The 205-nt window shown below is 39.0% G+C and carries 1 protein-coding gene; it reads left to right on the top strand.

Annotation, left to right across the window (positions count from 1 at the left end; translation table 11 throughout):
• Window positions 1–205, top strand: a 205-nt coding sequence (locus DWW52_RS21150) for a hypothetical protein (protein ID WP_199692026.1), incomplete at both ends; no start/stop codon positions are given.

Below are 205 nucleotides of genomic sequence, written 5' to 3'. Positions count from 1 at the left end.
CAACTTATTCTATAACTCCCAAATTCGAGAAGAATCCGTATAAAAAGGAAGATTTCGGACTGTTTGATTTTAAGGAAGGTGCGGGGATGTATGTCCGAAGATTCGTGAATAATATAACGAAAGCCGTGTTGAAAGATTCGGTTGAGATGTTGGAATATAGGTTGGGAAAAGACAGTGAGGCCTCTTGGGCTAAAGTTACTCTTTA

It is taken from the genome of Odoribacter sp. AF15-53 (assembly GCF_003479425.1).
Lineage (GTDB): Bacteria > Bacteroidota > Bacteroidia > Bacteroidales > Marinifilaceae > Butyricimonas.
Note: the sequence above shows the minus strand (reverse complement) of the source record. Positions and strands in the feature narration are given on the sequence as shown.